Origin of the sequence: Spongiactinospora rosea (assembly GCF_003315795.1) — a bacterium.
GTDB lineage: Bacteria > Actinomycetota > Actinomycetes > Streptosporangiales > Streptosporangiaceae > Spongiactinospora > Spongiactinospora rosea.
Genome location: NZ_QMEY01000023.1, coordinates 113772 through 136571, shown reverse-complemented (window position 1 = coordinate 136571; position 22800 = coordinate 113772). Strand labels below are relative to the sequence as shown.

At 72.9% G+C, this 22800-nt stretch carries 20 protein-coding genes and 1 pseudogene; 7 read left to right on the top strand and 14 right to left on the bottom strand.

What is annotated here, in order from left to right; genetic code table 11:
* The 4 genes from DP939_RS35875 to DP939_RS35860 all read right to left on the bottom strand — a co-directional run.
* On the bottom strand, positions 1 to 561 hold a 561-nt coding region (locus tag DP939_RS35875; protein ID WP_199565634.1), incomplete at its 3' end, for a helix-turn-helix domain-containing protein.
* A gap of 67 nt (positions 562 to 628) precedes the next feature.
* Complete coding sequence (locus DP939_RS35870) at positions 629 to 1324, bottom strand: ABC transporter permease (protein WP_113985275.1); 696 nt, start codon at positions 1322 to 1324, stop codon at positions 629 to 631.
* Complete coding sequence (locus DP939_RS35865; protein WP_113985274.1) at positions 1297 to 1968, bottom strand: ABC transporter permease; 672 nt, start codon at positions 1966 to 1968, stop codon at positions 1297 to 1299. The genes DP939_RS35870 and DP939_RS35865 overlap by 28 nt, the downstream gene beginning before the upstream one ends.
* Positions 1961 to 3097 carry an ABC transporter ATP-binding protein gene (locus DP939_RS35860; protein ID WP_113985273.1) on the bottom strand — a complete coding sequence of 379 codons (1137 nt, stop codon included), beginning with the start codon at positions 3095 to 3097 and terminating at the stop codon, positions 1961 to 1963. The genes DP939_RS35865 and DP939_RS35860 overlap by 8 nt, the downstream gene beginning before the upstream one ends.
* Before the next feature lie 334 nt (positions 3098 to 3431).
* Between DP939_RS35860 and DP939_RS35855 the strand changes: the two genes are divergently transcribed.
* From DP939_RS35855 to DP939_RS48225, 4 genes and pseudogenes are all read left to right on the top strand, one after another.
* Positions 3432 to 4703 (top strand): hypothetical protein, encoded by a 1272-nt coding sequence (locus DP939_RS35855; protein WP_113985272.1) that lies wholly within the window; start codon positions 3432 to 3434, stop codon positions 4701 to 4703.
* Positions 4704 to 4738: 35 nt separating this feature from the next.
* Positions 4739 to 8068, top strand: a complete 3330-nt coding sequence (locus DP939_RS35850; RefSeq protein ID WP_113985271.1) for an ATP-binding protein — start codon at positions 4739 to 4741, stop codon at positions 8066 to 8068.
* 31 nt (positions 8069 to 8099) lie between these two features.
* Positions 8100 to 9266, top strand: a complete 1167-nt coding sequence (locus DP939_RS35845) for an FAD-dependent monooxygenase (protein ID WP_113985270.1) — start codon at positions 8100 to 8102, stop codon at positions 9264 to 9266.
* Positions 9267 to 9416: 150 nt separating this feature from the next.
* Positions 9417 to 9731: pseudogene (locus tag DP939_RS48225) on the top strand (DoxX family protein); the annotation flags it as partial.
* 114 nt (positions 9732 to 9845) lie between these two features.
* Here DP939_RS48225 and DP939_RS48220 read toward each other — a convergent pair.
* Entirely contained in the window at positions 9846 to 10223 is a 378-nt protein-coding gene (locus DP939_RS48220; RefSeq protein ID WP_225878705.1) for a hotdog family protein, read from the bottom strand.
* A 494-nt stretch (positions 10224 to 10717) separates the two neighbouring features.
* Here DP939_RS48220 and DP939_RS35835 point away from each other — a divergent pair, with 494 nt between their 5' ends.
* Positions 10718 to 11320: a TetR family transcriptional regulator gene (locus tag DP939_RS35835; protein ID WP_113985290.1), complete on the top strand. Its 603-nt coding sequence runs from the start codon at positions 10718 to 10720 to the stop codon at positions 11318 to 11320.
* 125 nt (positions 11321 to 11445) lie between these two features.
* Positions 11446 to 12120, top strand: coding sequence for a FadR/GntR family transcriptional regulator (locus tag DP939_RS35830; protein ID WP_113985268.1), 675 nt, complete (start codon positions 11446 to 11448; stop codon positions 12118 to 12120).
* Between the two features lie 436 nt (positions 12121 to 12556).
* Here DP939_RS35830 and DP939_RS35825 read toward each other — a convergent pair whose 3' ends face one another.
* Positions 12557 to 13756 (bottom strand): Cmx/CmrA family chloramphenicol efflux MFS transporter, encoded by a 1200-nt coding sequence (locus tag DP939_RS35825; protein WP_113985267.1) that lies wholly within the window; start codon positions 13754 to 13756, stop codon positions 12557 to 12559.
* Between the two features lie 81 nt (positions 13757 to 13837).
* Positions 13838 to 14410, bottom strand: a complete 573-nt coding sequence (locus tag DP939_RS35820) for a TetR/AcrR family transcriptional regulator (RefSeq protein ID WP_113985266.1) — start codon at positions 14408 to 14410, stop codon at positions 13838 to 13840.
* A 114-nt stretch (positions 14411 to 14524) separates the two neighbouring features.
* On the opposite strand from DP939_RS35820, the gene DP939_RS35815 reads away from it, so the two are divergent.
* A complete protein-coding gene (locus tag DP939_RS35815) occupies positions 14525 to 15259 on the top strand; it encodes a polyprenol monophosphomannose synthase (RefSeq protein WP_113985265.1) in 735 nt (244 codons plus the stop codon).
* A gap of 5 nt (positions 15260 to 15264) precedes the next feature.
* Here DP939_RS35815 and DP939_RS35810 read toward each other — a convergent pair whose 3' ends face one another.
* The 7 genes from DP939_RS35810 to DP939_RS35780 form a co-directional block, all read right to left on the bottom strand.
* The gene (locus DP939_RS35810; RefSeq protein ID WP_158578890.1) at positions 15265 to 16368 is read right to left on the bottom strand and encodes a sensor histidine kinase; all 1104 of its coding nucleotides are present in this window, start codon (positions 16366 to 16368) and stop codon (positions 15265 to 15267) included.
* 218 nt (positions 16369 to 16586) lie between these two features.
* Positions 16587 to 17552, bottom strand: coding sequence for an NAD(P)-dependent alcohol dehydrogenase (locus tag DP939_RS35805; protein ID WP_113985263.1), 966 nt, complete (start codon positions 17550 to 17552; stop codon positions 16587 to 16589).
* A gap of 13 nt (positions 17553 to 17565) precedes the next feature.
* Positions 17566 to 18525 (bottom strand): permease prefix domain 1-containing protein, encoded by a 960-nt coding sequence (locus DP939_RS35800; RefSeq protein ID WP_113985262.1) that lies wholly within the window; start codon positions 18523 to 18525, stop codon positions 17566 to 17568.
* Positions 18522 to 18860: a PadR family transcriptional regulator gene (locus DP939_RS35795; protein WP_113985289.1), complete on the bottom strand. Its 339-nt coding sequence runs from the start codon at positions 18858 to 18860 to the stop codon at positions 18522 to 18524. The genes DP939_RS35800 and DP939_RS35795 overlap by 4 nt, the downstream gene beginning before the upstream one ends.
* An 87-nt stretch (positions 18861 to 18947) precedes the next feature.
* Positions 18948 to 21146, bottom strand: a complete 2199-nt coding sequence (locus DP939_RS35790; protein WP_113985261.1) for a xanthine dehydrogenase family protein molybdopterin-binding subunit — start codon at positions 21144 to 21146, stop codon at positions 18948 to 18950.
* A complete protein-coding gene (locus DP939_RS35785) occupies positions 21143 to 22123 on the bottom strand; it encodes an FAD binding domain-containing protein (RefSeq protein ID WP_113985260.1) in 981 nt (326 codons plus the stop codon). The genes DP939_RS35790 and DP939_RS35785 overlap by 4 nt, the downstream gene beginning before the upstream one ends.
* Positions 22123 to 22578, bottom strand: coding sequence for a (2Fe-2S)-binding protein (locus DP939_RS35780; RefSeq protein ID WP_225878704.1), 456 nt, complete (start codon positions 22576 to 22578; stop codon positions 22123 to 22125). The genes DP939_RS35785 and DP939_RS35780 overlap by 1 nt, the downstream gene beginning before the upstream one ends.
* Positions 22579 to 22800: the final 222 nt, after the last annotated feature.

Genomic DNA, 22800 nt, shown 5'->3' with positions numbered 1-22800 from the left:
CGGCGTCTGCTCCAGTGTCGCCACCACCACCTGCTCGACCTGGTCCACGGTGATCGACGGCGGACGGCCGGGCCGGGCCTCGTCGATCAGGCCGTCCAGCCGCAGCCGCAGGAACCGCGACCGCCACTTGGACACCGTGGCCGGATCCACCCGCAACTCGGCGGCGACCTGCTTGTTGTCCTTGCCGTCCGCGCAGGCCAGCACGATCTTCGAGCGGGTCGCCAGGATCTGCGACGACTTGGCCCGCCGTGCCCACCGCCGCAAGGTCTCCCGCTCGGCGTCGCTCAGCGTCAGCCCTGCCTTGGGCCGCCCCGGCCGGGGCTCATCGACCAAGGACTGCACCCCGCCCCGCGCGAATATCGAACGCCACTTGCGCACGGTATGCACCGACACCCCGAGGTCGCGCGACACCTGCGCGTTACTGGCGCCCGGCTGCGCGCACGCCAGCACGATCCGTGCTCTGATCGCCAGCCTCGACGGGTCGGCGGCCACGGCCATCAGCCGGGCACGTTCGGCATCGGTCAGCCGGATCTCCACTGCGGATGGACCTGAAGTCGACACACAACGAGCATATATATTTATGCGACGAATTTCAGGCGCATGACACTAGCGGGGGGTTTTGCAGACATTATCGGACCTTGACGCGCCGGCTCACCCCCGGGGACACCGCGATCCGTTCCGCCATCACGAACAGGAACTGCGCGGCCAGCGCGAACAACACGATGAGCACCGAACCGCCCAGCACGGTCGGGTAGTCCCGGATGGCCAGGCCGTCGATGATGTAGCGGCCGAGGCCGCCCAGGCCGGTGTAGGCGGCCACGGCGGCGGTCGCCACGATCTGGATCGCGGCCAGCCGCAGGCCGAGCAGGATCAGCGGCAGCGCGACCGGCACCAGCACCCGGCCGAGCACCTGCCGCCCGGCCAGGCCCATGCCGTACGCCGCGTCGCGCAGCTCGGGGTCCACGCCCCTGATGCCCTCGAAGGTGTTCACCAGGATGGCCGGTACGGCCAGCGCGACCAGCGGGATCAGCACCGGCCACACCGAGGCCGTGCCCAGCAGCATCACGATCAGCACCACCAGGCCGAGCGTCGGCAGCGCCCGCGCCAGGTTGGCCGCGATCACGATGAGCAGCGAGCCGCGCCCGGTGTGCCCGATCCACAGGCCCAGCGGGATCGCGATCAGCGCGGCCAGCGCCAGCGCCGCGACGGAGAACAGCAGGTGCTCCAGCAGCCGGGCCGGGATGCCGTCGGATCCGGACCAGTTGGCGGGGTCGCCGAAGAACTCGATCAGCCAGTTCACCCGCTCCTCCTCGCCCGCACCCATGGAGTCAGCAACCGCTGGGAGACGACCAGGATTCCGTCCACGACCAGGGCGAGCAGGACGATCCCCACGATCCCTACGATCGCCGGCGCGAAGTAGTCGATCTGCCAGGCCCTGATGAAGAGGTAGCCGAGCCCGCCCATGCCGACCAGCGCGCCCACGCTGACCAGGCTGATGCTGGACACGGCGGCCACCCGCAGCCCGGCGAGCACCACGGGCGCGGCCAGCGGCAGCTCCACCCTGGTCAGGCGGCGCAGCGGCGTGAAGCCCATGGCCACCGCCGACTGCCTGACGTGCTCGGGCACCGAGCGCAGGCCGTCCACCACGGCGGGGACGAGCACGGCGACCGCGTAGAAGGTCAGCGGGATGATCACCGTGGCCTGCGACAGGCCGGTGACCGCGAGGAAGACGCCGAACAGCGCCAGCGACGGCAGCGCGTACATGACGTTGACCAGGCCCGCGATCGGCTGGTAGAGCAGCCGCCAGCGCACACAGGCCAGGCCGATCGGGACCGCGAGCACCAGGGCCGCGACGATCGGCAGCAGCGCCATGACGATGTGGTCACCGAGCAGGGTGTCGATGCTCCCCGGCTGCCCGGTGCTCCAGTTTCTGGTGAAGTACTCCCAAAGGCTCGGCCCTTCACCCATTCGCCGGATCACCGTTCCCGACGTCGGAGGCGGCCAGCGCCAGGGCCTCGTCCAGGGACTCGCGGGTGGCCACGCCCACCACCGCGCCGCCGTTCTCGGCGACCGCGATGGCGCAGCCGGACGGCGACAGCAGCGCCGCGTCCAGCGCGGTGCGCAGCGAGTCGCGCCCGTGCACGAACGTGCCGTACGGCAGCAGGCGTACGCCCTCCAGCGTGCCGTCGCGCGGCAGCTCCGCCGGGTTGACCCAGCCCAGCGGCCGGTCACCGGCGTCCACCACGGCGAGCCACGGGCTCTGCGCGGACGCCGCCCGCCCCGCCGCCTCCGAGACCGGCGAGGAGACCGGGACGGTGAGGTCGGGACGCAGCCGCAGGCTCGCGTCGCTCACGAACGACAGGCGGCGGATACCCCGGTCGCGCCCCAGGAACTCGGCCACGAACTCGTCGGCCGGGGCCGACAGCAGCGCCGCCGGGGCGGCCACCTGGGCGAGCCGCCCGCCGACCCGCAGCACCGCGACCCGGTCGCCGAGCTTGATGGCCTCGTCGATGTCGTGCGTGACGAAGACGATGGTCTTGTTCAGCTCGGCCTGGAGCCGCAGCAGCTCGTCTTGCAGGCTGGTCCGCACCACGGGGTCGACCGCGCTGAACGGCTCGTCCATCAGCAGCACCGGCGGGTCGGCGGCGAGCGCGCGGGCCACGCCCACCCGCTGCTGCTGGCCGCCGGAGAGCTGGAACGGGTAGCGACCGGCCAGCTCGGGGGCGAGCCCGACCCGGTCGAGCAGCTCCAGCGCGTGCGCGCGGGCCTTCTTGCGGGACCAGCCGAGCAGGTAGGGGACCGTGGCGATGTTGTCCACGATGGTGCGGTGCGGGAACAGACCGGCCTGCTGGATGACGTAGCCGATGCCGCGCCGCAGGGTGGGCGGGTCGATGGTGCGGACGTCGACGCCGTCGAGCCCGATCGTGCCGTGGGTCGCGTCGATCATCCGGTTGATCATCCGGAGCGACGTGGTCTTGCCGCATCCGGACGGGCCGACGAACACGGTGATCTCGCCGGTGGGCGCCTCCAGGTGGAGGTCGTCCACGGCCACGGTCCCGTCGGCGTATCGTTTTGTGACACCGTCAAATGTGATCACACGTGTCCTCGTGTTCTCCGGCGGTATTGGGTGTGCTGACGGCCGTGACCGCTTCCCCCGCACCTCCCGCGTGCGCCGCCACGACCGTCCGGCGATCTCCTTCGGACAGCGTACGGCGGTGATGACCGCGTGTCGCCGCCCCGCTCCACGCCCGTGTCCTCCTTGTGTCCTGCCCGTGTCCCCCCTCGGATGACCTCTCGGCTTTACCCGGAGTACACCGAAATGCACGGCGTGAGCATGGTGATTTCTATCAAATGCGTATCCCCCGGTGCGGCGGCCCCCATGACTTGACATGATTACCAGGACACCCCGACAGATTCTGAAGGACCGGCCCGTGACCCACCCGCTCACCGACCGGCGCTCGCGCAGCGAACTGGTCGCCGAGCTCTACGACCGTCACGCCGTCGGGCTGTTCGCCTACTGCCACGACCAGCTCGGTGACGACGGGGCCGCAGCCGAGGCCCTGATGTCCGTGATGTCCGGCGTGCCCGCGGTGGAGCCGCCCCGCGCCGCCCTCTACGCCCTGGCCCGCCGGGAGATCTACCGGCGTGACGTCGTCTACGCCGACGCCCGCGTCGATCCGGTCGCCGACCCCGCCACCGCGCTGGTCGAGCGGGTGGTCCGCGAGCTGCGCCCGCACCAGCGCGAGGTGCTGCTGCTGGCCGTGGTGTGCGGGCTGACCATCGACGAGCTGGCCTGGGTGCTCGACGTGGCCGCCGACACCGCGGCCGACCTCGCCGCCGCCGCCGACCAGCGGTTCACCCAGGCGCTCGGGCTCGCGCTGGCCTGCGTCGGCGAGCAGGTCCCGAGGCGGCTCGGTGAGGTCTACGGCGCGCTGGCGGTCGCCCCGACCAGGGACGTACTGGCCCGGCTGCCCTGGCGTCCGCCGCCCGCGCTGCTGCGGGCCCGCATCCTGGCCGCGCTGGGCGAGCCGCCGCTCGCGTCCGGACCGGTCTCCCGGCTGGGCGCGCTCGCGCCGTACAAGGCGCTGTGGCCGACCGCGCCCGCCTGGCCGGTGCCGCTCGCGCCGACCGACGAGCGCACCAACGCGGGCCTGTACGAGGTGGAGATCACCCCGCCCGCCGCCGACCGGATCTCGCCGCACGAGGCGAGCACCGAGCCGATCCCCAAGCTGCACTCGCCGCCCCCGGCGCTGGTGCCGATGCTGTCCGCGCCGGTCCCGGCCGACCTCGAAGAGGCCCCGCCGGCTCTGCGGGAGGAGGCCGAGGAGGAGCCGCCGGGCAGCCTGTTCGTCCCGCCGTCCCGTCCGGAACGCCCGGAACGCCCGGAACGCCTGGAGCGCCCGGCTGAGCCGGTGTACCTCATGCCGCTGCCGGCCGGGGCCGACGAGGAGGAGAGCGCGGCCGAGTCCACCGACGTCTTCGACGTACTCGACCTCGAAGCGCCCGCGCCGGAGGAGCCCGCTCCCCCGGCGCCGGTGACCCTCGCGCCGCCCCGGCCCTCGCGCCGCCGCCGCGCCCCGGCCAGGTCCGCCAAGACCCGCGACCGTCACCACGACTGGGTCTGGGAGGTCATCGGGCTGGCGGTCTGCATCGCCATCGCGATGATCGTGTTCTTCGCGGTGCCCACCATCGTCACCTGGTAGCCGGTTCAGGCCGGACAACAGGGACAATCGGTCAGGTGCGGTTCGGCATCCTCGGTCCGATCGAGGCATGGACGTCCGGCGGCGACCCGGTCCCCGTCGGCGGCCCGCGTTCGCGCACGCTGCTCGCCCTGCTGCTGCTCGCCCCCGGCCGTACCGTCGGGGTGGACCGGCTGGTCTCCGGCCAGTACGGTGAGCGCCCGCCCGCCGATGCCACCGGCGCGCTCCAGGCCCAGGTCTCCCGGCTGCGCCGCAGGCTGCCGCCGGGCCTGCTGGAGTACGGCGGGGCGGGGTACCGGCTCGCGATCGACCCCGCCGACGTGGACGCGCACCGCTTCCAGCTCCTCGCCCGCCAGGGCCGCGACCTGCTCGCCGCGGGGCGGGCCGGACCGGCCGCCGCCGTGCTGCGCGAAGCGCTCGGCCTGTGGCGGGGGCCCGCGCTGGCCGACGCCACCGACGTACCGCTGGTGGCGGCCCAGCGGACCCGGCTGGAGGAACTACGCCTGACCGCCACCGAGGACCGCGTCGAGGCCGAACTCGCCGACGCCGTGGGCAGTGGCGCCGCCGCGGAACTACGGCCGCTGCTGGCCGCCCACCCGCTGCGCGAACGGCTCGCGGTGCTGCTCATGCGCGCCCTGCACGCCGAGGGCAGGCAGGCCGAGGCGCTGGAGGTCTACGAGCGGGTACGCCGCCGCCTGGCCGATGAGCTGGGCGCCGACCCCTCCCCCGAGCTGGCCGCCGCCCACCTGGCGATCCTGCGGGCGGGCGACCCGCCGCCCGCCCGGCCGAGCGTGCTGCCGGTGCCGCTGACCGGATTCGTCGGCAGGGAGACCGAACTCGACCTGCTCGCCGGAGTGCTCGCCCCGGGCACGGCCACCCGCCTGGTCACGATCACCGGCCCGGGCGGCACCGGCAAGACCCGCCTGGCCATCGAGGCGGCCCGCCGCCACCCGGGCGCGGTATGCCTGGTCTCCCTGGCCGACATCAACGCCACCGAGCAGATCCCGCACACCGCCGAGACGACCCACGTCCACCCGGGCACGATGTCCTCGCCCCCACAGGCCACCGAATCAGCGCTCCGAGACCTGGGCAAGGCGTACCCCGACACACAAGCCCGCCGCCGGCCGGGTGCGACGTACCTCCTTCCATCTGTCGACACCGATGGTGGCGAGCAGGTCGCGCGGGCCGTACTGGGGGCACTGGGGTTGCGCGACCCGCGTGGCCTGGCCGTGCCGCCGGAGCCCGCCGACCCCGGCGACCGGCTGGTGACCGCTCTGCGCGAACGCGGGCCGTTGCTGCTGATCCTGGACAACTGTGAGCATGTGATCGCGGCCACCGCGGCGCTGGCGCGGCGGCTGCTGGACTCCTGCCCCGAGCTGACGGTCCTGGCCACCGGCCGCGAACCGCTCGCGATCACCGGGGAGACGCTGGTCAGGCTCGCGCCGCTGGCCTGCCCGCCGGACGGCGCGGCGGCGCGGGAGGCCGCGGGCTACCCGGCGGTACGGCTGTTCGCCGAGCGCGCGGCGGCGGCGCGGCACGGCTTCGCGCTGTCCGACGGCAACGCCGCCGCCGTCACCCGCATCTGCGCCGCCCTGGACGGGCTGCCGCTGGCGCTGGAACTGGCGGCGGCGCGGCTGCGCACGTTCACCGTCGCGGAGATCGCCGACCGGCTGGCCGAGCACGGCCGGTTCCGGCTGCTGTCGCGCGGCGACCGTACGGCGGCGGCCAGGCACCAGACCCTGCGCGCGGTGGTCGAGTGGAGCTGGGACCTGCTCGGCCCCGAGGAGCGGGCGCTGGCCGGGCGGTTCTCGGTGTTCAGCGGCGGCGCGACGCTGGAGGCGGCCGAGCGCGTGTGCGGCGGCGGCGACACCGCCGGGCTGCTCGCCGACCTGGTGGACAAGTCGCTGGTGGAGACCGACGGCGACCGTTACCGGATGCTGTCCACGATCCGGCTGTTCTGCGCCGAACGGCGGGCGGCCGCCGAGACGCCGCCCACGGCGGAGGCGGCGCACGCCGCCTACTACCTGGACCTCGCCCGCCGGGCCGGGCCGCATCTGCTGCGGGCCGCGCAACTGGACTGGCTGGCCCTGCTGAGCGCCGAGCACGCCAACCTGATGGCCGCGCTGCGCTGGGCGGTGGACGCCGACCCCGCGACGGCGTTGAGGCTGGTCGCGGCGGGGGCGGCCTACCTGTGGTTCACCGGGCGGCGCAGCGAGGTGGTCCCACTGGCCACGAGGCTGTTGCGGACGGTGGACGCGCTTCCGTCCGGCTGGGTGGAGCGGGAGGACCTGGTGGAGGAGTACGGCATGTGCGTGGTGCACGCCGTGCCGAACGTCACCCCCGCACATCGCGAACGCGTCGAGGCGACCCTGCTGAACCTGGGCAGGCCGCTGCGGCACCCCTTCGCCGCGCCGCTGTGGGGCATGATCATCGGCCCGCCGTTCGGGGCGGACAACGCCGTGCTGCGTCGGCGGCTGCTCGGGCCGGACCCTTGGGCGCACGCGGTGGGCGCGCTCGGCGAGGCGCTGCTGACGCTGCTGCGCCGGGGCGAGGTGGCCGCCGCCGAGCACTCCCTCGCGGCGGTGCTCGCGGGCTTCCGGGCGCTCGGCGAGCGCTGGGGCATGGCGCAGGCGCTGGACTGGCTGGCGCTGATCGCGAGCCTGCGCGGCGACTGGGAGCGCGCCGACGCCCTGTGGGCCGAGGCGCTGGCCCTGTTCGTCCGGCTGGGCAGCGCCGAGGAGGAGACCGACGTACTGTGCCGGCGGGCGGAGGCGCTGACCCGCAGGGGCGATCTCGACGCCGCCGCCGCCGACTGCCGCCGCGCGGCCGGGCTCGCCCGCCAGATCGCCGACACCGGCCTGCTGTCCCTGGTCCGGCTGCGCCAGGCGGAGATCGCCCGCTTCCGCGGCGATCTGGGCGAGGCCCGCGAGCTGCTTACGGCGGCCCTGGAAGAGGCGCGCGGGCAGGTCCCGGACGTGCACATCGCGCTCGGGCGAGTGGCGCAGGCCGCGGGCGACGTCGGCGAGGCCGTGCGCCGGTACGACCTGGCGGCCGAGACCGTTCCGGGCGAGCCGCTGACGTCGCTGCTGGCGGCGGTGCCCGAGGCCCAGGCCGCCCGCGCGCTGCTCACCGGCGAGGCCGAAGCGGCGGGCGAGCGGGCGGCGCTGCTGCTGGGGGCCGCGGTGGCGCTGCGCGGCCTGGCCGTCGCCGGTGACCGCGACGTGGCCGGTACGGCGGGCGCGGCCAGGGCGCGCATCGGCCCGCGCAGGTTCGCCGCCGCCTTCGCCAGGGGCGCGGCGATGTCCCATGAGGAGGCGCTGACGGCGCTCGGCCGCCCGCCCGCCGATCCGTCAGCGGAACGTCGGTAGCCGGTCAGCGCGCCCGGCCATCGTCGCCGGTATGCCGAACACCCACGTACTCATCTCCGGCGCGAGCGTCGCCGGGCCCGCCCTGGCGCACTGGCTCAGCGGGTACGGCTTCCGGGTCACCGTCGTGGAACGCGCCCCCGCGCTGCGCCCCGGCGGCCAGGCCGTGGACTTCAAGGGCCGCACCCACCACACCGTGCTGGACCGCATGGGCGTGCGCGAGGAGATCCACCGCCGCCGCACCCACCCGCGCGACCAGTACATCGTGGACGCGAACGGCCGCCGGCTGGCCGCCATGCCCGCCGCCTTCACCGGCGGCGACGTCGAGATCCGCCGCGGCGACCTGTCCGCCCTCCTCTACGAGCGCACCCGGGACACCTGCGAGTACGTCTTCGGCGACTCCATCACCTCGATCACCGAGACCGCGGGCGGCGTCCACGTGACCTTCGAGCGGGCCGCCCCGCGCACCTTCGACCTGGTGGTGGGCGCGGACGGCATCCACTCCAACGTGCGCAGGCTGGCCTTCGGCCCGGAATCCCGCTATGTCCGTTATCTCGGGTACCACTACGCGCTCGCCGAGATCGCCGGCGACTTCGGCCCCGACCCGCTGATCTACAACGAGCCGGGCAGGCACGTCTCGGTCGGCGGCGCGGGCGGGAACGCGCTGCTGGTGTTCGCCTCGGCCGAACTCCGCTACGACCGCCACGACACCACGGCGCAGCAGCGGATCGTGACCGAGGCGTTCGAGGGGATGGGCTGGCGCGCCCGTGAGGTGATCCGCGCGCTGCCGGACAGCACGGGCTTCTACTTCGACTCCATCAGCCGGGTGGTGGCCGACCGCTACGCCCAGGGCCGGGTGGCGCTGCTCGGCGACGCCGCCTACGGCAACACGCTGGGCGGGTTCGGCACGGGGCTGGCCATGGTCGGCGCGTACGTGCTGGCGGGCGAACTCGCGGTGGCGGACGGCGATCACGGCAGGGCGCTGCGGCGGTACGAGGAGCGGTTCCGCGGGTACGCGGGCGTCGCCAGAAAAGGCAACGGGGGCAGATTCCTGGCCCCGTCCTCCCGGCGCGGCATCCGGGCGCGCAACCTGCTCTTCAAGTCCGGGTTTCTGTTCGGGTTGATGATGCGAATGACCGACAAGTTCGCCACCGACATCGACCTTCCGGACTATCCCTCCGAAATCGCCCGGCATAAGTGAGTGTGCGAGGGCAACGCTGCAACGTCGTCGCCACCTGGGCGGGGGCATGCTTGGCAGCGGGCCGTACCGAGACACGTACGAGTGTGGATCGGCGGCCGCCGGGCTCGGGACGACGTCGTGACGGCGTCCCCCGTGGAGAGGCAGGAAACGATGAGCGTCGCCAATCGCACCTGGAACACCGCGCTGTGGGGACTCCAGGCGGTCGCGGCGGGCGGCTTTCTGCTTGCGGCCCTCAGAAAGTTCGCCGGTGTGGAACCCGCGCCTTCCACCTTCGCGGCGATCGGTCTCGGCGACTGGTTCCGCTACTTCGTGGGCGGTATCGAAGTCGCCGGGGCGGCGGCGTTGCTCGTCCCGAGCCTGACGGGTTTGGCCGGGCTGGCGTTCACCGGACTGACGGCGGGTGCGGCATTCGCCAAGGTCATCGTGGTGGACGGCGGCGCGGCCACGCCCCTGGCCCTGCTCGCGGTCTCGGCGCTCGTCGCCTGGGGCCGCCGTGGGAGCACGGCACGCCTGTGGACTCGGCTCACCCATCGCGAAAAGCGCCCACGGGGCCGCGGGCGCGAGGCGGGGTCGTGGCGGCTAACAGAGGCTGAGCCTGACCGTGGCAGTGGCGTGCGCGGCCGCTGGGAGGTGCCCGTGCACCTCGACCGTCAGGTCACGATGGGTCACGGCGGTCACCGCGCCGGTGAAGGTGATCGTGTCGCCCGGATGCGCGGGGGCCTCCAGCTTGACGTTGATGCCCCTGATCACGGTGTGCGGCCCGCTCCAGTCCGTCACATAGCGTTCCACCATGCTCATGGTGAGGAGCATCGCGAGGAAGGGGTCGCGCGGCACGGTGGCCCCTGACGAGGCGGGCTGCGGCGGCGGGACGGCGACCGACCTTTCCGGGAGAACCGCCCCGATGGAGATCGGATCGCCGATCTGACCGCCGATCCGATCGTGGGCTGGCGTCCGCATCACGACTCCCGTGGCAACCGACATCCGCATCCCCTCCACACCCGGCCCGCCGAATGCGGAGCGTGGTCACCTCCTCACTGTCGCAGACAATGGCGCGCCCGCGCCGGGAAAGCCGCAGGCCGGGGTACGGCTTGCGTATCCCGGGCGGATTTTTCCCCTCCCCGGGGCGAAAGTTCCGCACCCACCCTGGAAATGCGACCTCCATAAAAGCCGGTTCGGTCGGTTAGAACGTATTCCATTCTGATTTTCCACGGCCAGCCGGGACACAGTCCGACATAACGGGGTACGCGAATGCGCGGAGTAAAGGGCGGGACGTGGTACTCACAAGTAACGCCGCGTGCCGGAGCGCTTTCAGATAACGTGTTCTCATGCGCACCCCGCAGGCGAGCGCCGGCGCGCCGTTGCACGGCTCCGGCGCCCCCGCTCCCGGTGGCGCCGAGGCGACGGTCGCCACGGCGAGCCCCCTTGCCGGTCCACTCACGAGCCCCGCGCCGATGCCCCCGCAGCAGCGCGCGCCCCTCGGCGAGGGCCGCCCCGCCGCCCGCTCCCGCGGGCAGCACCAGCGCCGCAAGCGGATCATCTCGGCCGCCGCGGCGCTCGCCTCGCGCGGCGGCGTCGAGGCCATGCAGATGCGCACGGTCGCCGAGCGGGCGGGCGTCGCCCTCGGCACCCTCTACCGCTACTTCCCCTCCAAGATGGAGCTGGTCGCCGCGGTGGTCGGCGAGGAGATCGAGCTGCTGGAGAGCAGCATCGAGCGCCGCCCTCCGCACGCGGCCACCCCGGCGGGGCGCGCGGCCGACGTGCTGATGCGGGCCACCCGGGGGCTGATGCGCGAGCCGGAGCTGGCCGACGCGCTGATCCGGTCGCTGATCATCGCCGAGGTCGACGCCCCCTTCGGCGACCGCCTGGCCGGGCTGTTGCTGCGGGTCGCGGGCGGCGGGGACGATCACCCTGACGGCGAGCGGTTCGCGCTGGCCGGGTCGCTGGCCGGGGTGTGGATGCACGAGCTGCTGGAGATGCTGCGCGGACGGCGCACCTACGAGCAGATCCAGCAGCGCATCGAGATCGCCGCCGACCGGCTGCTCCGCGACTTCTGAGCGGCCCCGCCGGGCCCCGCGGGCGTCGCGAAATGCGAAGACCAGGGCAGGGCCGCATCGTACACTGAAAGACATCGGAGGTCTCCCCAGGCGGCCGGGCCGCACTACAGGAGGGACGGTGCGCGATGGCGGTCACCGACGCGGCGATCGACAAGATCAAGCAGATGATCGTGTCCGGTCAGCTGGCCCCCGGCGACCGGTTGCCCAAGGAGGCCGACCTCGCCGACCGGCTCGGCCTGTCCCGCAACTCGCTGCGCGAGGCGGTCCGCGCCCTGGCGCTGATCAACGTGCTGGACGTACGCCAGGGCGACGGCACCTACGTGACCAGCCTGGAGCCCCGGCTGCTGCTGGACGCGGTGTCGTTCGTCGCCGACTTCCACCGCGACGACACCGTGCTGCACTTCTTCGAGGTCAGGCGCATTCTCGAACCGGCCGCCACCGAGCTGGCCGCGCTCCGCATGAACGGCGACGACATCGCCGCGCTGCGCGCGATCCTGGCCGACCTGCCGCCCCGCCCGACCGTGGAAGAGCTGGTCGCCAACGACGTGCGCTTCCACCAGCGGATCGCGGCCGGTTCCGGCAACCCGGTGCTCGCCTCGCTGCTGGACAACCTGGCCGGGCCCATCACCCGCGCCCGGATCTGGCGCGGGCTCACCGAGGAGCGGGCGCTGGAGAAGACCGTCGAGCAGCACCAGGCCATCTGCGACGCCATCGCGGGCCGCCGCCCGGAGGTGGCGAGGTCCTGGGCGACGGTCCACGTCGCGGGCGTCGAGGACTGGCTGCGCCGCACGCTCACCTGATCACCCATTGCGATCACGGCCATACATCGGGTGTCTTAGGACATCCGTTCCGGCCATATCGGCATTGCCCGAAACGTCGGAGTGCCGCCGGAGAGACTCCTCCGGCGGCACTGCGCCCCCGTCAGTCCAGTGGCCCGTACCCCGGCGACTGACCAGGCGTCCGTCCTCGGGAGGACCAGATGGACCTTCCCGCCATATCCGGTATTCGTGGTGACCATAACATGATCGACTCATCCATGACCATGCCCTAAAAACAGGAATCGGTCGATCAGAATGAGATTCGGATTCAACTCACAGATAAGGGCCAAGTAACCGAATGTGATTCGGCCTCATGATCTCTGCCGTGGTATCGGGCAATTGTGCCAGCGGGCCTCTAGATTCGCATCCTGGTCGGGCGAGCTGTGGATCGTGCGCAATTGCGATCGAAGGCCCTCGTTCAAGCCGACACGGTGTCGGCCACCGGGGTTTCGGACACCTCCACTCGCTCGGCCCTGCGGTTCAGCGCGGCCGAGACCGCGACCAAGGCGAGCGCGCCGATACCGAGCGCGATCCCGATCCAGGTGATCGACGGGTAGCCGAGGCCCGCGCCGATGGCCAGGCCGCCGAGCCAGGGGCCGATGGTGATGCCGATGTTGAAGGAGGAGACGTTGGCGCCTGCGGCGAGCGTCGGAGCCGCCCCGGCCAGCGTGAACACGCGGGCGCTGAGCGCCGGGTTGATGGCGAAGCCGAACGCGCCGAGGAAGAAGCTCAGGATGACGGCCGGCACGGCCTGGCCGGCGAACACGGCGAGGCCCGCCGTGGTGACGATCATTCCGGCCGCCCCGGTGTACAGGACGGTGAACGGGCGCGCGTCCGTCGCCCGGCCGCCGAGCGTGATGCCGATGAACGCGCCCACGCCGTACAGGCCGAGCACCGCGGGCACCCACGCCTCCGGTAGTCCGGCGGTCTCGGTCAGCAGGGGCGCGAGGTAGCTGAAGGTGACCATCAGCGCGGCGAGGGTCAGCGCGGTCGTGCCGTACGCGAACCACAGCCGCAGGTTCACCATGGCCCGCAGTTCGGCCCCGAGCCGGGGCGCTTCGGCGGCCGGCGGGCGTCCGCCGGGGATCGTGACGGCCACGCCGATCGCGCTGAGCGCCGACATCGCGGCCACCGCCCAGAACGCCCCCTGCCAGCCGAGATGCTGCCCGATCAGCGTGCCCGCGGGCAGGCCGACGACCGTGGCGACCGTGAGGCCGCTGGTGACGACCCCCAGCGCCCGGCCACGGGCGTTCGCGGGCACCATGCCGATGACGGCGACCGCCGACACCGCCCAGAACCCGGCGTAGACGAACGCGCCCACGGCCCGGGAGATCAGAAGAATGGTGTAGTCGGTGGTCAGCGCGCCGACGATGTGCGAGACGACGAAGACACCGAGGAAGGCGAGCAACGCCGTACGGCGCGGCCAGCGCAACGTGACCACGGCCAGCACGGGCGCGCCGACGAGCATGCCGACGGCGAACGCGGAGATCAGCAACCCCACGTCGGGGACCGACACGCCCAGGTCGGCGGCCATGCCGGGGAGCAGGCCCGCGAGCATCAGCTCCGAAGTGCCCTGGGCGAAGATCGCCAAGCCCAGGATGTAGATGGCCAACGGCATCGGAGGGATCTCCTTTATTTTGTATCGTTCAGTCCAAAACCAGGGCATGGCAGACCGGCACATGCGCAGAGGATGGGGTGCTCAGAGAGCGGTGAGGGCGGTGGCCGCGATGGACTCAAGGGTGGACCGGTCGGCGCCGCCGCGACCGGCGACGCGCAGCCCGCTCACCGTGGAGATGACGTAGTGGGCCAGCGCCTCGGCGTCCTTGGCCGGGTCGATCTCCCCGGCCCGCTGGCCTTCCTCGATCGCCGCGCGCACGGCCGTCAGCCGTACGCCGTAGTCGTGCCGGAGCAGGCCGGCCACCTCGGCGTCGTGCGGGGCCACCTCGACCATCGCGTTGACCACCATGCAGCCGCTCGGCTCGCCGGGAAGGGCGTCCACCGCCCGCTGGAACAGGGTCCGAATCTTCTCCCTGGCGGGCAGGTCGCCCTCCATCAGCTCGACGATCGGGCCGTTCCTGTCGGCCATGTAGTGCCGCAACGACTTCTCGAACAGGTCGCGCTTGCTCTTGAACGTGTTGTAGATGCTGCTCCGCCCGAGCCCGGTGGCCGTACAGAGGTCCTGGGTGGAGGTGCCCTCGTAACCGCCGTCCCAGAACGCCAGCATCGCCGCTTCGATCGCCTGCTCTTCCGCGAACTGCCGTGGTCGTGCCATGCGCCCCACCGTAACACGGATTATGGACCAATCTGTACAAAATCGGGCAAACGCCTGGCCAGACCACGCCAAGCAGTCCCGCGCGGGGGCGCGAGCCTCTAGCATGAGACGTCCATGGCCACCGATACCGAGACCGCCACCGTGACCGTCGTGATCCCGACGTACAACGAGGTGGACAACCTGCCGCTGATCACGCGGGCGCTGCTCGCGCTGCCGATCGACGGCCTGCGCGTGCTGGTCGTGGACGACGACTCCCCCGACGGCACCGGCAAGGCCGCCGACGAGCTGGCCGCCGCGCACCCGGGCCGGGTCTCGGTGATCCACCGGCCGGGCCGGGAGGGGCTGGGCCGCGCCTACGTCCAGGGGCTCACCGCCGCACTGGAGGCCGGGGCCGACTTCGTCGTGCAGATGGACGCCGACTTCTCCCATCCGGTGGACGCGGTGCCGCGGCTGCTCGGCACCGCCGAGGCGACCGGCGCGGCCTGCGTGATCGGCAGCCGGTACGTCCCGGGCGGCACCCTCGCCGCCGAGTGGAGCCGCGGCCGGCGGGCCCTGTCGGCGTGGGCGAACTTCTACGTCCGCACGATCCTGCGCATCAGGCTGCGCGATGTCACCGCCGGTTTCAAGATCTGGCGGGCCGACGGCCTGGCCGCGCTCGACCTGGCCGGCATCGCCTCCGGCGGCTACAGCTTCCAGGTGGAGATGCACTACCGGGCGACCAGGGCGGGCATGACCATCATCGAGATCCCCATCCACTTCTCCGACCGCCGCGCCGGGACCTCCAAGATGAGCCTGCGGGTGCAACTGGAGTCGGCCCTGATGCCCTGGCGGCTGCGCTTCAAGCGCTGAACGTCCTACCCCACGGCCCGGGGCAGTCGCACGGCCACCGTCAGGCCGCCGCCGTCGCGCGGGGTCGCGGTCACCGTGCCGCCGTGCGTCCGCACGATCGCGCGCACGATGGCCAGCCCGAGCCCCGCCCCCGGACGGTCGGGGTAGAGCCGCTGGAACGGCTCGAACAGATCGTCCACCGCGTACCGCGGCACGTGCGGCCCGGTGTTCGTAAGTTCGATCGACACCGAGCCGCCGAGCACCCGCACCAGCGCCCTGACCCGCCCGTTCTCCGCGAGGTTGTGCCCGAAGGCGTTGGCGGCGAGTTCGGCGGCGCAGCGTTCGAGCAGTGCCCGGTTGCCGGTGGTCCACGCCGGACGCAGATCGGCGGAGATCTCCACGCCCGGCGCGGCGGCGTCGCGCAGCGCCGTCGCAAGGATCTCGCGCATGTCCACCGACTCGCGGGTGGCCGGTTCGCGCTCGCTGCGGGCCAGCGCCAGCAGCCCCTCGATCAGCCGCTCGGTGCGCGCGTTCACCTCCAGCAGGACGTGCCCGAGGGTACGCAGGTCCGCGGGCCCGCCCGGCAGTGACAGCGCCACCTCGATCACGGTCCGGTTGATGGTGACGGGCGTCCGCAGTTCGTGGGAGGCGTTGGCCACGAACCTGCGCCCGCCATCGTACGCGTCGTTGAGCCGGGTCAGCATGGTGTCGAAGGTGTCGGCCAGTTCCTGCAGTTCGTCCTTGGGCCCGCCGAGCGCGATCCGCTGGTGGGCCAGGGTGTTCTCGGACAGCTTGCGGGCGATCTCGGTCATCTTGCGCACCGGCCGCAGCGCCCGGTCCGCGACCAGGTACCCCGCGATCATCGCGGCCAGGCCCACCCCGATCAGGACCGGCAGCGACAGGGTCAGGAAGGTCGACTCCCCCGCGCCCACCGCCGCCTGCCACTGCCGCCGGTACTCCTGGACGACCGCCTCGGCCTGCTCGCGCGTGGCGCCGGGGAGCAGCACGGTCCGCCGGTAGAACGGCGCGACGGTCTGGCCGATCACCGGGTACATGACGATCAGCAGCAGCACGCCCACCGCGAAGTACAGCGCGCTGTAGGTGAGCGTGAGCCGCCATCTGATGTTCATCCGGGCGAGCAGCGGCACGCTTGGGGAAACGGGCTGACGCCGTGCCGGTTCGCCCTCCCGCATTCGCATTACCCCCTGGTGCGCGACTCGGCGACACGCGCGGCGAAGCCGGCCGGATTACCCCTGTCCCACCGGGCGAGATCGCTTTTCCGCGCTTTCCTCTGCTTTGTCACATGCTCGCGGACGACCGGTAAGCGGGTCGTAAGAGCGCCGGACGATCAGGGAGTGATCACGAACTTGCCGCGGGCGTGCCGGGTCTCCAGCAGGCGCATGGCCTCGGGCGTCGCGTCCAGGGCGAACGTCTCCTCGATGACCGGGACGATCTCCCCGGCGGCGGTCAGGCCGGCGAGGTGCGCCAGGCTCTCGGCATCGGGCTTCGCGACCAGGTTGCGCAGGTCGTGCCGGGTGAAGGGCCCGGTGACGGCCATCGCCAGCAGCCGGGGCAGCGGGCCGAGCAACCGCCCGCCGTCGGCGGTGGAGGCGATGTACACGCCGCGCGGCGCGAGCAGGCGGCGCATCTCCCCCACCCGGTGGCCGCCCGCGAAGTCGATCACGATGTCGAAGCCGCGCGGGCCGCCGAACAGGCCCTCCCGGGTGTAGTCGAGGACGTGGTGGGCGCCGATCGAGCCGACGAGCTCGGTGTTGCGGGTGCTGCACACGCCGGTGACCTCCGCGCCGAGCGCGCGGGCGAGCTGCACCGCGAAGGTGCCGACGCCCCCGGAGGCCCCGTTGAGCAGGACCGTACGCCCGGGCCCGGCCCCGGCGAGCCGCAGCGCGGCGAGGGCGGTGGTCGCCGCCACCGGCAGGGTCGCGGCCCGCTCGAACGTCAGCCCGGCCGGTTTGGCGACCAGCCGGGACTCGGGCACCGCCACGTACTCGGCGAACGCGCCGCCGTCCGACTCGCCGAGCACCGCGTCCCCGGCGGCGAAGCGGGTGACCTTCGCCCCGGCCGCCGCCACGGTGCCGGCCACGGCCCGCCCGAGCACGGGCCGCTTCGGCCTGCGCGGCCCCGACACCAGGCGCACGATGCCGGGCAGGCCGCGCATCAGCACCCGGTCAGCGTGGTTGAGCGCTGTGGCGTGCTGCCGGACGAGCACGTCGTGGTCGCCGATGGCGGGTGTGGCGGTCTCGGCGTACCGCAGCACCTCGGGCGGGCCGTACCTGTCGTAGACGATCGCCTTCATGGCAGGGCTCCCCTCAGCGGCGCCGGGCGCGGGCGATCCCGCCCACGACGGCGTTCAGGATGGTGATGACGGACATCGCGATGAGGCCGATGGCGACCCAGCGCGGCACGTCCGGCGACCAGCCCGCCGCCTGGACGAACGCGGGATTGATCGCCCTGCCGTTGACGGCGAGCCAGATCATCGTGACGGGCGGGGCGACGTCGGCGAGCGTCCCGGCGACGGCCAGCGGAACGCTCCAGCGGGCGTGGTACTTCGCGAAGGAGAATCCGAGGTCGGCGACGACGAGGGCGACGAACACGTACACCACGCCGGTCTCCCACAGCCACGGGGACAGCAGGCCGATGGGGTCGCCGCCCGGGGTCCGCTCGGTGGTGAGCATCGGGGAGAGCAGGATGAGCGCGCACAGCAGGACGGTCGCCACGGTCTCGCTGATCAGCTCGCCGTACCGGAGGCGGCGGCTGGGCGGTTCGGGCAGCGCGGCGGGGGTCCAGGACCGCTCACGCGCCTCGCGGCCGGGTACGGCGACGCGCTCGATCGCCGCGAACAGGGCCGTCGTCCATAACGCGATGTGGACGCCGGTGGTGAGCCCCGCGCTCAGTGCCTCGCCGAGCACGCCGGAGAGGGTCGCGCCCTGGACCGCCCGCGCCCCGGCCACCGCCACGGTCACCGCGGGGACGACCGTGACCAGCAGCGCGGTCAGCAGGCGGGTGTAGCCGGAGTAGAGCGCGGGACCGATGAGGTGCCGGGGGCCGTCGGCGTAGCCGGCGGCCAGCCGCGCCGGGTCGCCGAGCCTGGTGAGCACGGCCGCCTCGGCGTCGGCCGCCGGTTCGCCGGAGTCGGCGGCGTCCTCCATGGCGTCGGCGATCGAGGCGCGCAGCTCCCGTTCGATCTCGGGGCGCTGCCGCGCGGGCAGGCCGGTCAGCACGGCGTTGATGTAACGGTCGGTGAGTGAACCGCTCGGGGCGGAGGTCATGACTGCTCGCCTTTCAGGTGGCCGAACGCGGCGGCGAGGCTTTCCCAGTCGCGGCTGAGAGCGTCCGCGAGCGCGGCGCCCTTGTCGCTGGTGCGGTAGAACTTGCGCGGCCGGGACTCCTCGGTGTTCCAGTCGCTGCTCAGCAGGCCCTGTTTCTCCAGGCGGCGCAGCAGCGGATAGAGGGTGTTGGCGTCCACGGCGAAGCCCTGGCGGTCGAGCCGGTCGAGCAGGGCGTAACCGTAGTCGGGTTTGCGCAGGATGAGCAGGCAGGCCAGCACGACGGTGCCCCGTCGCAGCTCTTGCAGGTGGGTGGCGAGCAGCTCATCCTCAAGCATGGTCACACTATAGTGTGTGCCACACAGTATGCGCAACGCCGGAAGCGGCCCGCCCCGGCGTCGGCCGGGGCGGGCCGCTTCGGGAGATCAGGCCTTGATGATCTTCTCTGGGGTGATCGGCAGGTCACGGACGCGGACGCCCGTGGCGTGGTACACCGCGTTGCCGATGGCCGCGGTGAGCCCGGTCGAAGGCACCTCGCCGAACCCCCGCGCGCCCAACGCCGGGCTGGAGGGGTCGGGCCGGTCGATGAAATCGACCTCGATGTCCGGGATATCGGCGTTGACGGGAAGCAGGTAGCCCGACAGGTTCGGTGTGAGGACGCGGCCCAGGTGCGGATCGACCAGCGTGTGCTCGGTGAGCGCGATGCCCGCGCACCAGATCGCCCCGCCGATGACCTGGCTGCGGGCGGTCTTCGGGTTGATCACCCGGCCGGGGTCGAAGACGCCGACGACCCGGCGCAGCCGGATCCGGCCCACGCCGGGATCGACGTGGACCTCCGCGAAGTACGCGCCGACCGAGTAGCGCCGCGGCGTGAACGCCGCCGGGGCCGCGGTGATCTCGATCGGCCTGCCGTGCCGGCGCATCACCTCGCGGTGCGCGATCCGCCGGGAGGGCCGTTCGGAGTCGAACAGGTGACCGTCCCTGGCGGTGACCCGTCCGGGGTCCAGGCCGTGCAGCGGGCTCTTCGGGTCGGCCACGGCCAGCGCGATCAGCCGGTCGCGGCCCTGCGCCGCCACCCGGGCGACGGCCTCGCCCACGCTCGGCACGGTCGTCGAGGCCGCGGCGACCACCGACCGGGGGAAGGTGGAGTCGCCGAGGGCGAATTCGACGCCGCGCAGCGGCAGGCCGAGCCCGTCCGCGCCGATCTGCGTCATCACCGTGTAGGTGCCGGTGCCGACGTCCTGGGTGGCCGAGCGGATGCGGGCGGTGCCGTCCTGCCTGATCACCAGGTCGGCGCCCGCGCCGGGTACGCCGCCGGAGGCGTGCGCGGCGGTGGCCATGCCCCAGCCGACCAGCCCGTCCCGGTCCCGCATCGAGCCGGGCCGAGGGTCGCGCCGGGCCCAGCCGAACCGCTGCGCCCCGCGCCGGTAGCACTCGCGCAGGTGGTTGCTGCCGTGCGGATGGCCGGTCTCCTGGTTGGTGGCCGACCAGTTGCGCAGCCGCAGCTCGACCGGGTCGATGTTCAGCGCGTAGGCGAGTTCGTCGAGCGCGGACTCCAGGGCGTGTCCGCCCGACGCCTCCGGGGAGCGGGTGAAGTTGGCGATCGGCAGGTCCAGCCGGACCGCGCGCTGCGTGGTGCGCACGTTCGGGCAGGCGTAGATGACCCGGGTCTGGCCCGGGTTGTTGAACATCAGCTCGTCGCTGCGCGACACCTGCTGGGTGAGGGTGTGGTCGATGGCGGTGAGCCGCCCGTCCTTGGTCGCGCCGATCCGCAGGCTGTGCCGGGTCTCGGCGCGGTGGCCGCTGGCGGTGTAGGTGTCGGCCCGGGTGAGCACCAGTTTGACCGGGCGACGGACCTGCCGGGCGACGGCCGCGACCAGGATGGGCTCCGGCCACGACATCGCCTTGCCGCCGAACCCGCCGCCGAGGTACGGGCAGATCACCCGTACGCCCTCCGCGGGCAGCTTGAACGCCGCCATCAGCGACCGCTGGACGTCGCCGACGCCCTGGGTGGACACGTGCGCGGTCAGCCGGTCGCCGTCCCAGGCCGCGACCATGGCCGTGGGCTCCATCGCGTTGTGGTGCTGGAGCGGCGTCGCGTACTCGGCCGCCACCTTGACGTCGGCGGATTCGAGCCCGGCGGCCACATCGCCGCGCGTGTAGACCGGCGGGCCGAACAGGGGATGCGGCTCGGGCAGGTAGGCCAGGTCCATGTTGGCGGCCGGCGACACCTGCGGCGTCTCGGCGTCGTAGGCCGCTTTGACCAGGGTGGCCGCGTACCGGGCCTGCTCAAGCGTGCCCGCCACGACGATCGCGACGGGCTGCCCGGAGTAGCGGACCACGTCGTCCTGCACGGGCAGGAAGCCCTTGAGGAACGTGGCCTCCGGCCCGGGGACGGTCAGGCGCGGCATGTTCTGGTGGGTGAAGACGCCGAGGACGCCCGGCGCGCCGGTCGCCTTGGCGGTGTCGATGCCGGTGATCCGGCCGCGGGCGATCGTGCTCTTCACCAGTACGGCGTGCGTCACTCCGGCGACCTCGGTGTCCGCCGCGTACCGGGCCGTCCCGGTGACCTTGGCCAGCGCCTCCACCCGGGAGACCGCCCGGCCGACCGCGGGCGCGCTCATCGCGACCCCCCGAACTCGCCCAGCACCTCGGCCAGGGCCCGCTGGACCAGCGCGACCTTGAACGCGTTGTGCTCCCGCGGCACCGCGTCGCGCACCAGCGCGGCACCCGCCGCCTTGATCGCCGCCGCGTCCAGCGGGCGTCCCACCAGCGCCTTCTCCACGGCCGCGGGCCGCCAGGGCCGGGGCGCGATCCCGCCGAACGCCAGGCCCGCCTCGCGTACCACGCCGCCCTCCGTGCGGACCAGCGCCGCGACCGAGACCAGCGCGAACTCGAACGTGGCCCGGTCGCGCAGCTTCAAGTACCGGGAACCGCGCGCCAGCGGGGTCACCGGCACCTCGATCCGGGTGATCAGCTCCCCCTGGCCCAGCACGGTCTCCCGGTGCGGGGTGTCGCCCGGCGGCAGGTAGAACCCGGCCATCGGGATCGACCGCGCGCCGCGCGGGCTCAGCGTGTGGACCGTGGCCCCGAGCGCGGTCAGCGCCACGGCCAGGTCGGAGGGATGGACCGCGATGCAGTGCTCGCTGCCGCCCACGATCGCGTGCCGGCGGTTCTCGCCCTTGATCGCCGGGCAGCCGCTGCCGGGCGAGCGTTTGTTGCAGGGCAGCGCCGCGTCGCGGAAGTACCAGCAGCGGGTGCGCTGGAGCAGGTTGCCGCCCATCGAGGCCATGTTCCGGATTTGCGGCGAGGCCCCCGCCAACAGCGCCTGCGCCAGTACGGGGAGACCTTCGCGGACCGCTGGATGGACCGCCACGTCGCTCATCCGGCTCAGCGCGCCGATCTCGATCCGGCCTTCCACCTCGCGCACGCCGGACAGCGGCAGCGCGTTGATGTCGATCAGGTGGTCATGGTGTTCCGCGCCGTCCTTCATCAGGTTGAGCAGGTCGGTGCCGCCGGCGACGAACCGGGCCCCCGGCCGGGCGGCCAGTGCCACCGCGGCCTGCGGCCGATCAGGCCGGGTGTAGGCGAAGTCGTCCATCAGCGCAGCTCCCTGGCGGCCTGCCGGACGGCGGCCACGATGTTCGGATAACAGCTACAGCGGCACAGGTTCCCGCTCATCCACTCCCGGATCTCCGCGTCCGAGCCGGTGTGGCCCTCGTCGATGCAGCCGATCGCGGACATCATCTGGCCGGGGGTGCAGAACCCGCACTGGAGGGCGTCGTTGCCGACGAACGCCGCCTGCACCGGATGCAGCCGCTCCCCGTGGGCCAGGCCCTCCACGGTGGTGATCTCCCGGCCCTGCTGCATCACCGCCAGGGTCAGGCAGGATTTGATCCGCCGCCCGTCCACCAGCACCGTGCAGGCCCCGCACTCGCCGCGGTCGCAGCCCTTCTTGGTGCCGGTCAGCCCGATCCGCTCGCGCAACGCGTCGAGCAGCGTCACCCGGGGTTCCAGTTCGGGCTCATGAACCTTGCCGTTGATCTTCAGTGCCACCCGTGCCGGGCCGGTCCGCGTATCGGCCGGTCCGGCTTCGGCGACGGCCTCATTCCGGCCGGTCGCCAATGGGGCCGCGCCCACCGCGGCGGCGGCGACACCTGCCCGAAGGACGGTACGTCTGCTGGCCGTCGATTCCGGACCGGCTTCTTCAGCACCGATTTCCGCAGTACTGATTTCTTCAGTTGACATACCGTTCAGCTCACCTCGGGGAGGACTCGG

Coding starts and splice junctions, on each gene's coding strand:
- DP939_RS35870 (WP_113985275.1), bottom strand. CDS start 1,324: ATGGGTGCGGGCGAGGAGGAGCGGGTGAACTGGCTGATCGAGTTCTTC.
- DP939_RS35800 (WP_113985262.1), bottom strand. CDS start 18,525: ATGACCTCCGCCCCGAGCGGTTCACTCACCGACCGTTACATCAACGCC.
- DP939_RS35805 (WP_113985263.1), bottom strand. CDS start 17,552: ATGAAGGCGATCGTCTACGACAGGTACGGCCCGCCCGAGGTGCTGCGG.
- DP939_RS35865 (WP_113985274.1), bottom strand. CDS start 1,968: ATGGGTGAAGGGCCGAGCCTTTGGGAGTACTTCACCAGAAACTGGAGC.
- DP939_RS35830 (WP_113985268.1), top strand. CDS start 11,446: ATGGCGGTCACCGACGCGGCGATCGACAAGATCAAGCAGATGATCGTG.
- DP939_RS35820 (WP_113985266.1), bottom strand. CDS start 14,410: ATGGCACGACCACGGCAGTTCGCGGAAGAGCAGGCGATCGAAGCGGCG.
- DP939_RS48220 (WP_225878705.1), bottom strand. CDS start 10,223: ATGCGGACGCCAGCCCACGATCGGATCGGCGGTCAGATCGGCGATCCG.
- DP939_RS35825 (WP_113985267.1), bottom strand. CDS start 13,756: ATGCCGTTGGCCATCTACATCCTGGGCTTGGCGATCTTCGCCCAGGGC.
- DP939_RS35785 (WP_113985260.1), bottom strand. CDS start 22,123: ATGGACGACTTCGCCTACACCCGGCCTGATCGGCCGCAGGCCGCGGTG.
- DP939_RS35810 (WP_158578890.1), bottom strand. CDS start 16,368: ATGAACATCAGATGGCGGCTCACGCTCACCTACAGCGCGCTGTACTTC.
- DP939_RS35835 (WP_113985290.1), top strand. CDS start 10,718: ATGCCCCCGCAGCAGCGCGCGCCCCTCGGCGAGGGCCGCCCCGCCGCC.
- DP939_RS35790 (WP_113985261.1), bottom strand. CDS start 21,146: ATGAGCGCGCCCGCGGTCGGCCGGGCGGTCTCCCGGGTGGAGGCGCTG.
- DP939_RS35795 (WP_113985289.1), bottom strand. CDS start 18,860: ATGCTTGAGGATGAGCTGCTCGCCACCCACCTGCAAGAGCTGCGACGG.
- DP939_RS35815 (WP_113985265.1), top strand. CDS start 14,525: ATGGCCACCGATACCGAGACCGCCACCGTGACCGTCGTGATCCCGACG.
- DP939_RS35845 (WP_113985270.1), top strand. CDS start 8,100: ATGCCGAACACCCACGTACTCATCTCCGGCGCGAGCGTCGCCGGGCCC.